The organism is Bradyrhizobium sp. AUGA SZCCT0169, assembly GCF_018130085.1.
In the GTDB taxonomy this organism is placed as follows: Bacteria; Pseudomonadota; Alphaproteobacteria; order Rhizobiales; family Xanthobacteraceae; genus Bradyrhizobium.
Genome location: NZ_JAFCMC010000041.1, coordinates 58,071 through 66,253, shown reverse-complemented (window position 1 = coordinate 66,253; position 8,183 = coordinate 58,071). Strand labels below are relative to the sequence as shown.

The window sequence follows — 8,183 nt, the reverse complement described above, 5'->3', positions numbered from 1 at the left end:
GTCGCGAGAATGTCGAAGTGTGTGTCACACCCACAATTGTCGTCCCCGCGAAGGCGGGGACCCAGTATCCCAGAGACAGTAGTGATAGAACCGAGAAGCCGCAGCGTACTGGATCCCCGCCTGCGCGGGGATGACAGCGTTGTATGGGGCCGCACTGTCCCCGTCATTGCGAGCGCAGCGAAGCAATCCATGCCGCCGCGCGAAGAAGAATGGATTGCTTCGCTTTGCTCGCAATGACGTGGACGGGTCTGGACATACTGATTGCCGCCTTCGCGCAACCGACAGCGGCGTTACGGCTCAACTCGCCGCTTCGAGCCGCTCTTCCGTCAGCAGCCGCATCGCGGCGTCGGCGTCCATTGGCTCCCCGAAGGCAAAGCCTTGCGCGTATTCGCAGCCCAATTGGTAGAGCTCGACCGCGTCCGAATCGGTCTCGGCGCCCTCGGCGACCACGTCCATGCCGAGGTCGTGGGCGAGTGCGATGATCGATTTCAGGATCACCGGGCGGGTGCCGCGGCTGGTGGTGCGCACGAACGACTGGTCGATCTTGATGGTGTCGAACGGGAAGCGCTGCAGATAGGCCAGCGAGGAATGGCCGGTGCCGAAATCGTCGAGCGACAATCCGGTACCGAGCTCGCGGATCCGCGTCAGCATCTGCGCGGCGTGTTCCGGGTTCTCCATCACCAGCGACTCGGTCAGTTCGAGCTTCAGCGTGCCGCGCGCCACCGAGGAGCGCGACAGCACGGTGCGGATATCGTGGATCAGGTCGTGGCGCAGCAACTGACGCGAGGAGACGTTGACGCTGGCGAAGATCGGCTCGCGCGAGCGCATCGCGCGCTGCCACACCGCGAGCTGCTTTGCGGTCTGGTCCATCACGAACATGCCGAGGTCGACGATCAGGCCGATCTCCTCTGCAATAGAGATGAATTCCGACGGCGACATCCGACCGAGCTTGGGGTGATCCCAGCGGGCGAGGGCCTCGAAGCCGGCGATCGAGCGATCCTCCAGCCGCACGATGGGCTGGTAGAGGATCGTGATTTCCTGGCGCTCGATGGCGCGGCGCAATTCCGACTCCAGCGTCAGCCGGTCGGTCTTGCGGGCGCGCATCGCGGGCTTGTAGACGTCGATGCGGTCGCCGCCGATGCGCTTGGAATGATACATCGCGAGTTCAGCATCCTTGATGATCTCGTCGGACAGCTGCGTCTGCGGATCGCTCAAGGCGAGGCCGATCGACGCGGTCAGGAAGATCTCGCGGTCGTTGAAGGCGATCGGGGCGCGGATGGTCTTGCGGATGGTCTCGGCAAACGCGGTGATGCGCGCCGAATCCTGTTCCGACATCAGGATCAGGCCGAACTGGTCGCCGGCGAGCCGCGCCAGCGTATCCTGCGGCTTGAGAATCCGGGTCAGCCGCCGCGCCAGCGTCAGCAGGATGGAGTCGCCGACCGCGATGCCGACGGAATCGTTGACCTGCTTGAAGCGGTCGAGGTCGATCACCATCAGCGTCGGCCGCAGGTTCGGCATGGTCTTGGCGAAATTCGCCACCGCGCCGAGGCGGTCGATGAACAATTTGCGGTTCGGCAGGCCGGTGAGGTTGTCATGCACGCTGTCATGCAGCATGCGCTCCTCGGCGTTCTTCTGCTCGGTGACGTCGGTCAGCGTGCCGACGACGCGGGAAACCTCGCCGTCGGAGCCGACCACCGGGCGTGCTTTCAGCGCGAACCACATGAAGTGGCCGTCCGGGGTACGAAGCCGGAAATCCTGCACCAGCCGCCCGCGGCGCTGGTCGAGCACGCTGTCGAGCGCGGCGCGGAAACGGTCCTGATCGAGCGGATGCAGCACCTCGAGCCATTTGGCCGCCGGGCCTTCCAGCGTGCCGCGCTTGAGGCCGAGCAGGCTTTCGGTCTCGGGGCTGGTGAACACCTTGTCGGCGGAGACGTCCCAGTCCCAGATCAGATCGCCGGAACCGGTCAGGGCCAGCGCGCGGCGTTCGACGTCGGAGACCACGCCGGTCGTGGCGCCGCCGCCGGCGAAGGCGTGCTGCATGACCGTAAATCCGATCAGCATCACGATCAGCACGAGGCCGCCCAGCAGCGCCGGGCCGACGATGTCGTTGGTGACGTTTCCGGCCACCGCCATGCCGGCCGCGACCACCCAGACCACCAGCAGGAACCAGGTCGGGATCAACAGCACCGCGCGGTCAAAACCGTGCGTGGAGAGATAGACGATGAGGGCAAAACCGGCGAAGGCGATCATCACCAGCGACATGCGCGCGATGCCGGAAGCCACCGCGGGATCGAACAGCGCCAGCGCCACCAAGGATCCGAGGAAGGTCAGCCAGCCGACGGTGATATGGGAATAGCGCACATGCCAGCGGCTGAGATTGAGATAGGCGAACAGGAACACCAGCAGCGTCGCCGCCAGAATGGCTTCGCCCGCCGCGCGCCAGACGCGCTCGGCGTTGTTCTGCATGTCCAGAACCTTGCCCCAGAAGCCGAAATCGACGCCGATATAGACCAGCACCGCCCAGGCCAGCGCGGCGGCGGCCGGGAACATGATGCTGCCCTTGACCACGAACAGGATGGTGAGCACGAGGGCCAGAAGGCCGGAGATCCCGATCACGATGCCCTGATAGAGCGTGAACGAGTTGACCTTGTCCTTGTATGCGTCGGGTTCCCACAGATAGAGCTGCGGCAGCTTGTCGGTGCGCAGTTCCGCAACGAAGGTGACGACGGCGCCGGGATCGAGCGTGATGCGGAAGATGTCGGCGGTGGCGCTTTCCTGGCGCTCGGGCCGGTCGCCGGTCGAGGGCGTGATGGTGGCGATGCGCGACAGCCCGAGATCGGGCCACAACAGGCCCGACGACACGATGCGGTAATGCGGGGCAACGATCAGGCGGTCGAGCTGGTCGTCGGTGTTGTTGGCGAGCGCGAACACCACCCAGTTCTGGCCGCCTTCACGGGCGCGCACCTCGATGCGGCGGACGATGCCGTCGGTGCCGGGCGCGGTCGAAACCTGGATGCGGTCGGCATCGCTGCGCTGATGATCGAGCACCGCGGTAAGGTCGATCGCAGGCGCGTCGCTGCGGACGCTGACAGCGTCGATGGCGTGCGCCGGCAGCGCATACGCAACAATCATGAGGCCCAGCGCGAGCCGCGCAAGGCACCTGATCAGACGCAATGTAAGTACTCCGCGATCAACGATGTTCCCGGGCCAGCGAACAGCCCAAACGTTGTCGCGATAAATGACATGAAAGCGAAGGAAATCAAAGGGTTTCCGCCTTCGCTTCGGTCCGGAGCGTTAAACCTCCAACACAATTTTGCCAATATGTGCGCTGGTCTCCATCCGCCGGTGCGCGTCCGCAGCCTTTTCCAGCGGGAATGCGCTGTCCATCAGCGGCTTTACCCGTCCTTCGCGCATCAAGGGCATCACTTTGGCCTCGATCGCCGCGACCATCGCCGCCTTATCCGCATTAGTACGGGGGCGCAGGGTGGAGCCGGTGTGGGTCAGCCGCTTCACCATGACCTTTGCGATGTTGACGGTCACCTTGGGCCCGTTGAGTGTTGCGATCTGCACGATACGGCCATCGACGGCGGCGGCATCATAGTTTCGATCGACGTAGTCGCCGGCCACCATGTCGAGGATGACGTTGGCGCCCGCGCCATCGGTCGCGGTCTTGACCTCGGCGACGAAGTCCTCGGTCTTGTAGTTGATGGCGCGGTCGGCGCCGAGTTTCAGGCACGCATCGACCTTGTCCTGGCCGCCGACGGTGACGATCACCTTGGAACCAAAGGCCTTGGCGAGCTGGATCGCCATGGTGCCGATGCCGGACGAGCCGCCGTGGATCAACAGCGTTTCGCCGGGCTTCAGCGCGCCGCGCTCGAACACATTGTGCCAGACCGTCATCAGCGTTTCCGGAATGGCACCCGCTTCCTGCATCGACAGGACAGGCGGCACGCTCATCGCCTGCGCGTCTTGCGCGATGCAATATTGCGCGTAGCCGCCGCCGGCCACCAGCGACATCACCTTGTCGCCGAGCTTGTGCTTGCTCGCACCGGCGCCGAGCGCAACCACTTCGCCCGCGATTTCGAGGCCGGGCAGGTCGCTGGCGCCGGGCGGCGGCGGGTAGGCGCCGGAGCGCTGCGCGACGTCGGGACGGTTGACGCCGGCGGCGGCGACCTTGACCAGGATTTCGCCGGGGCCGGGAACGGGAACGCTGCGGGTTTCCGGCAGCAGCACCTCGGGGCCGCCGGGCTTGCTGATGCCGACGACGGTCATTTGCGCGGGCAGCTTTTCCATGATTTGTCCTTGCGAAATACGGGAATTTTGAAGGCGGCCCCTGATTAGCCAGCCGTCATGCGGCTGGCAACCGCCTCAAGGGATCGTCAAGCACGGAGGAAACGCATGGCCATCGAGGATGACGACAAGCCAAGGAAGAAAATCACCCACGAGATCGGGCAGGATCTGTCGCTGCTGTCGGTCGAGGAATTGACCGAGCGCATCGCGCTGATGAATTCCGAGATCGAACGGCTGCAGGCGGCAATGGCCAAGAAGCGCGCGTCCAAGGATGCGGCGAACAGTTTTTTCAAGTCGTAGCGAATTCGACTCGCTCTCACCCCACGTCGTCCCGGACAAGTGAGCACAAGCGAACGCGATCTCAGATGCGCAATTGCGCATCGGGGGACCCATACGCCGTGGCCTCTCGTTCGGGCAAAGCGTTGGACGCCTTCCCTTAGTTACTTCGGCCGCGGCGTATGGATCCCCGCCTGCGCGGGGACGACGTGTGGAGAGAGCCGAGTCAACATCGACACTAGGCCAATGGCCGACATGGCAAACAAAGCCTGAAGAAAATCGTTCGTTTACGATCAATTAAGCTTTCTCGTTTATGACTGGCATCGTCCTCGTTTGGACACCGAGTGGCTCCTGTCCACTCTGTTTGACGCCTCCCTGTTATCAACTTCAAAAGCCGCCGGAAACGGCGGCTCTTTTTTGTCTCCGCAAGGCTGGAAACCATATTTCCGGTTGCGGCTGGACTCTCGCCCTCGCAAGCGCAATGATTTGTTCATCATAAGTCGGCGGTTTGAAAAGCCGGCAGCGTATCAGTGGCGTGAGGGCGTTAACTATGGCGGACCGGCTGCACAGCGATTCCGCGCTCGTTCAATTCAGCGAGCGGCTGACTAATTCGGCGGCATTCGGAACCCTGTTCCGCGAGGGCATGGATCTGGTCGAGGAGACCGCGGCCTATCTCGACGGTGACGGCCGCGCTGAAGCCAAGGCGCTCGAACGCTCCGTCAGTCTCACCTATGCGACCGAAAGCATGCGGCTGACCACCCGCCTGATGCAGCTCGCCTCCTGGCTGCTGCTGCATCGCGCGGTCAAGGAAGGCGAGATGACGCTGACCCAGGCCAACCGCGAAAAGACCAAGGTCAAACTCTCCGCCGCCGATCCCGGTCCCGAAGACATGATCGCCAAACTGCCGCTGCAATTGCAGCACCTGATCGAGCGTTCGATGAACTTGCAGTCGCGAGTGCGCCGGCTCGACACGTCGATCCATGCGCCGGCGGCCGAACGCGCCCCGATCGGCAATCCGCTGGTGCCGCAGCTCAATCGCCTGAAGGCGGCCTTCGAGCGGTAAGCTCGGAAACTCTCTCCGCCGTCATTGCGAGCCAACGGGTCGCGCGAATGCGCGCCCGATGACAGGCTCCGCGAAGCAATCCATAGCGCCGCAAGTTGGGGCATGGATTGCTTCGCTTCGCTCGCAATGACGGTCAGAAACAAAAAAACGCCCCGGGAAACCGGGGCGTTTTGCATTCCTGCGCCGCAGGGCGCGGGGTCGAAAAACCCTCAATCCTTCTTGAGGAAGCCCGAAAACTTCTTCTGGAAGCGCGACACGCGGCCGCCGCGGTCGAGCATCTGCTGGGTGCCGCCGGTCCAGGCCGGATGCGACTTGGAGTCGATGTCGAGGTTCAGCTTGTCGCCTTCCTTGCCCCAGGTGGAACGGGTCTGATACTCCGTACCGTCGGTCATAACGACCGTAATCGTATGATAATTCGGGTGAATTTCGGCTTTCATGGCATATCCTTCGGCGCGCCTGCGCCCGTCTCGAAATGTCAGGGGTACGGGATTTGGGCGGGTCTATAACGCAACAAGGCCGCCAAAACAAGCTGCCAGAGCCGTCTGATGGGCCGATCTGCCGGATTTGCCAGCGCCGCTTCCGGGGCCTATCTGGGGGCATCGAAACTGGTCCCTTTTCATGAGCGCAGCCGAACAGCTTGAAGACCCACCCGGCGGCGTGCCGCCGCGGCGCGACGCGCTGCTCGAGGAAGAGGCCTTCATCGAAACCCAGCTGACGCAGTCGCCGGCCAAAACCGGCGCAAAACTGCGTCCCCTGCTGGCGCTGGCGCCCTACGTCGCGCGCTACCGCGGCCGGGCGATATTGGCGTTTATCTCGCTGACCGTCGCGGCGGTGACGACCCTGGTGGTGCCGATCGCGGTGCGGCGCATGATCGACTTCGGCTTCAGCCCCGAAGGCATTGCGATGATCAACAGCTATTTCAGCGTGATGATCGCGGTCGTTGCGGTGCTGGCCTGCGCCAGCGCGTCGCGGTTCTACCTGGTCATGACCATCGGCGAGCGCATCGTTGCGGACCTGCGGCGCGACGTGTTCGCGCACCTGATCTCGCTGTCGCCTTCGTTCTTCGATTCCGCCCGCAGCGGCGAACTGGTGTCGCGGCTCACCGCTGACACCACCCAGATCAAGTCGGCGGTGGGCGCGTCGGTGTCGATCGCGCTGCGCAACCTGATGCTGTTCATCGGCGCCACCACCATGATGGTGATCACGAGCCCAAAGCTTTCGCTGTTCGTGCTGCTGGCGATCCCGGTGATCGTGATTCCGCTGGTCGCGTTCGGACGCTGGGTGCGGCGGCTGTCGCGCAACGCACAGGACACGCTGGCCGACGCCAGCGCCTATGCCTCCGAGCTGGTCGGCGCTATCAGGACGGTGCAGGCCTATACCAGCGAGCGGCTGGCCGCGACGCGCTTCGGCCGCGAGGTCGAACAGGCCTATGACGCCGCGCGCAGTTCGACGCGGGCGCGCGCGGTGCTGACCTTGATCATCATCTTCATCGTGTTTTCCAGCGTCGTCGTCATCCTGTGGGTCGGCTCGCACGACGTGCTGACCGGTTCGATCAGCCCGGGCCGGCTCGGCCAGTTCGTGCTCTATGCGGCGTTCGCTGCGACGGGCCTCGGCCAGCTCAGCGAGGTGTGGGGTGAAGTCTCGGCCGCCTCGGGCGCTGCCGAACGGCTGTTCGAGATCCTGCGCGTCAAGCCGCAGATCACGGCGCCGGCCTCGCCGGTCGCCCTGCCGGTGCCTGCGCGCGGCGATGTCGGGTTTGAGAATGTCAGCTTCAACTACCCGACGCGCCCGGACGTACGGGCGATCGACAACGTCTCGCTGTCGGTGCGGGCCGGAGAGAAGGTCGCGATCGTCGGCCCGTCAGGCGCCGGCAAGAGCACGCTATTTCATCTCTTGCTGCGGTTCTACGATCCCGCCAGCGGAACGATTTCGGTCGACGCCGTTCCGGTCAGGTCGGCCGATCCACGCGAGTTACGCGCGCGCATCGCGCTGGTGCCGCAGGACTCGGTGGTGTTCGCGGCAACCGCCCGTGAAAACATTCGCTTCGGCCGGCCTGATGCCAGCGATGCCGAGGTCGAACGCGCGGCCGATCAGGCGCATGCCACCGAATTCATTCGCCGCCTGCCTGACGGTTTCGAGGCACAGCTTGGCGAGCGCGGCGTGACCCTGTCGGGCGGCCAGCGCCAGCGCATCGCGATCGCCCGCGCCATCCTGCGCGATGCCCCGCTGTTGCTGCTCGACGAAGCAACCTCCGCGCTCGATGCCGAAAGCGAGACCCTGGTGCAGACCGCGCTGGAGGAATTGATGCGCCACCGCACCACGCTGGTGATCGCGCACCGGCTCGCGACCGTCCTGTCCTGCGACCGCATCATGGTGATGGACCAGGGCCGCATCGTCGAACAGGGCACGCATGCCGAGCTGGTTGCGGCGAACGGGCTGTATGCAAGGCTGGCGCGGCTGCAGTTCGAGGGGATCTAAACCCCGCTCGTCCTGCCCGGACTTGATCCGGGCATCCACCCACTTCGAAAGAATCTCTCTTGATGGATTGCCGGGT

At 64.3% G+C, this 8,183-nt stretch carries 6 protein-coding genes; 3 read left to right on the top strand and 3 right to left on the bottom strand.

The genetic code is table 11. From position 1 onward, the window contains the following. Positions 1-297: 297 nt before the first annotated feature. Together JQ609_RS30295 and JQ609_RS30290 are read right to left on the bottom strand one after the other, a co-directional pair. A complete protein-coding gene (locus JQ609_RS30295; protein ID WP_192736891.1) occupies positions 298-3,174 on the bottom strand; it encodes an EAL domain-containing protein in 2,877 nt (958 codons plus the stop codon). A 120-nt stretch (positions 3,175-3,294) separates the two neighbouring features. Then, positions 3,295-4,293 carry an NAD(P)H-quinone oxidoreductase gene (locus JQ609_RS30290; protein WP_212265531.1) on the bottom strand — a complete coding sequence of 333 codons (999 nt, stop codon included), beginning with the start codon at positions 4,291-4,293 and terminating at the stop codon, positions 3,295-3,297. Between the two features lie 105 nt (positions 4,294-4,398). On the opposite strand from JQ609_RS30290, the gene JQ609_RS30285 reads away from it, so the two are divergent. Continuing rightward, the gene (locus tag JQ609_RS30285; RefSeq protein WP_192736889.1) at positions 4,399-4,590 is read left to right on the top strand and encodes a DUF1192 domain-containing protein; all 192 of its coding nucleotides are present in this window, start codon (positions 4,399-4,401) and stop codon (positions 4,588-4,590) included. Between the two features lie 526 nt (positions 4,591-5,116). Next, positions 5,117-5,629, top strand: a complete 513-nt coding sequence (locus JQ609_RS30280; protein ID WP_192736887.1) for a DUF1465 family protein — start codon at positions 5,117-5,119, stop codon at positions 5,627-5,629. A gap of 209 nt (positions 5,630-5,838) precedes the next feature. Here the strand turns inward: JQ609_RS30280 and rpmE are convergent, their stop codons facing one another. Beyond that, on the bottom strand, positions 5,839-6,066 hold the full coding sequence (rpmE, locus tag JQ609_RS30275; protein WP_192736886.1) for a 50S ribosomal protein L31: 228 nt from the start codon (positions 6,064-6,066) through the stop codon (positions 5,839-5,841). Positions 6,067-6,247: 181 nt separating this feature from the next. Here rpmE and JQ609_RS30270 point away from each other — a divergent pair, with 181 nt between their 5' ends. Next, a complete protein-coding gene (locus tag JQ609_RS30270) occupies positions 6,248-8,107 on the top strand; it encodes an ABC transporter ATP-binding protein/permease (protein WP_212276389.1) in 1,860 nt (619 codons plus the stop codon). Positions 8,108-8,183: the final 76 nt, after the last annotated feature.